Source organism: Halorubrum sp. SS7, from assembly GCF_005435055.1.
Lineage (GTDB): Archaea > Halobacteriota > Halobacteria > Halobacteriales > Haloferacaceae > Halorubrum > Halorubrum salinarum.
Genome location: NZ_SGXV01000703.1, coordinates 1 through 223 on the forward strand (window position 1 = coordinate 1; position 223 = coordinate 223).

Here is a 223-nt window from a genome sequence, read left to right on the forward strand (position 1 = left end):
CGAGCTCGCGTTCGAATCGGCGTCCGAGTTCCGACTCAACGGCAGCGGCATGGAGGGCCCGGTCACCGAACGGGGATCGCTCACGTATCGCGGCGCCGGCGACACCCGCATCGTCTACGAGAACGGCGCGGTGTTCCGGATGCAAGGCGACAACGGCGTCATGATCAGAGAGCCCGACCTGCTCGTCGGCGAGACGATCGTCTACTCACTGTACGGGCTCTCC

General features: G+C 65.9%; 1 pseudogene. It reads left to right on the plus strand.

Annotation, left to right across the window (positions count from 1 at the left end):
- A pseudogene (locus EXE44_RS19645) lies at nucleotides 1-223 on the plus strand (hypothetical protein); the annotation flags it as partial.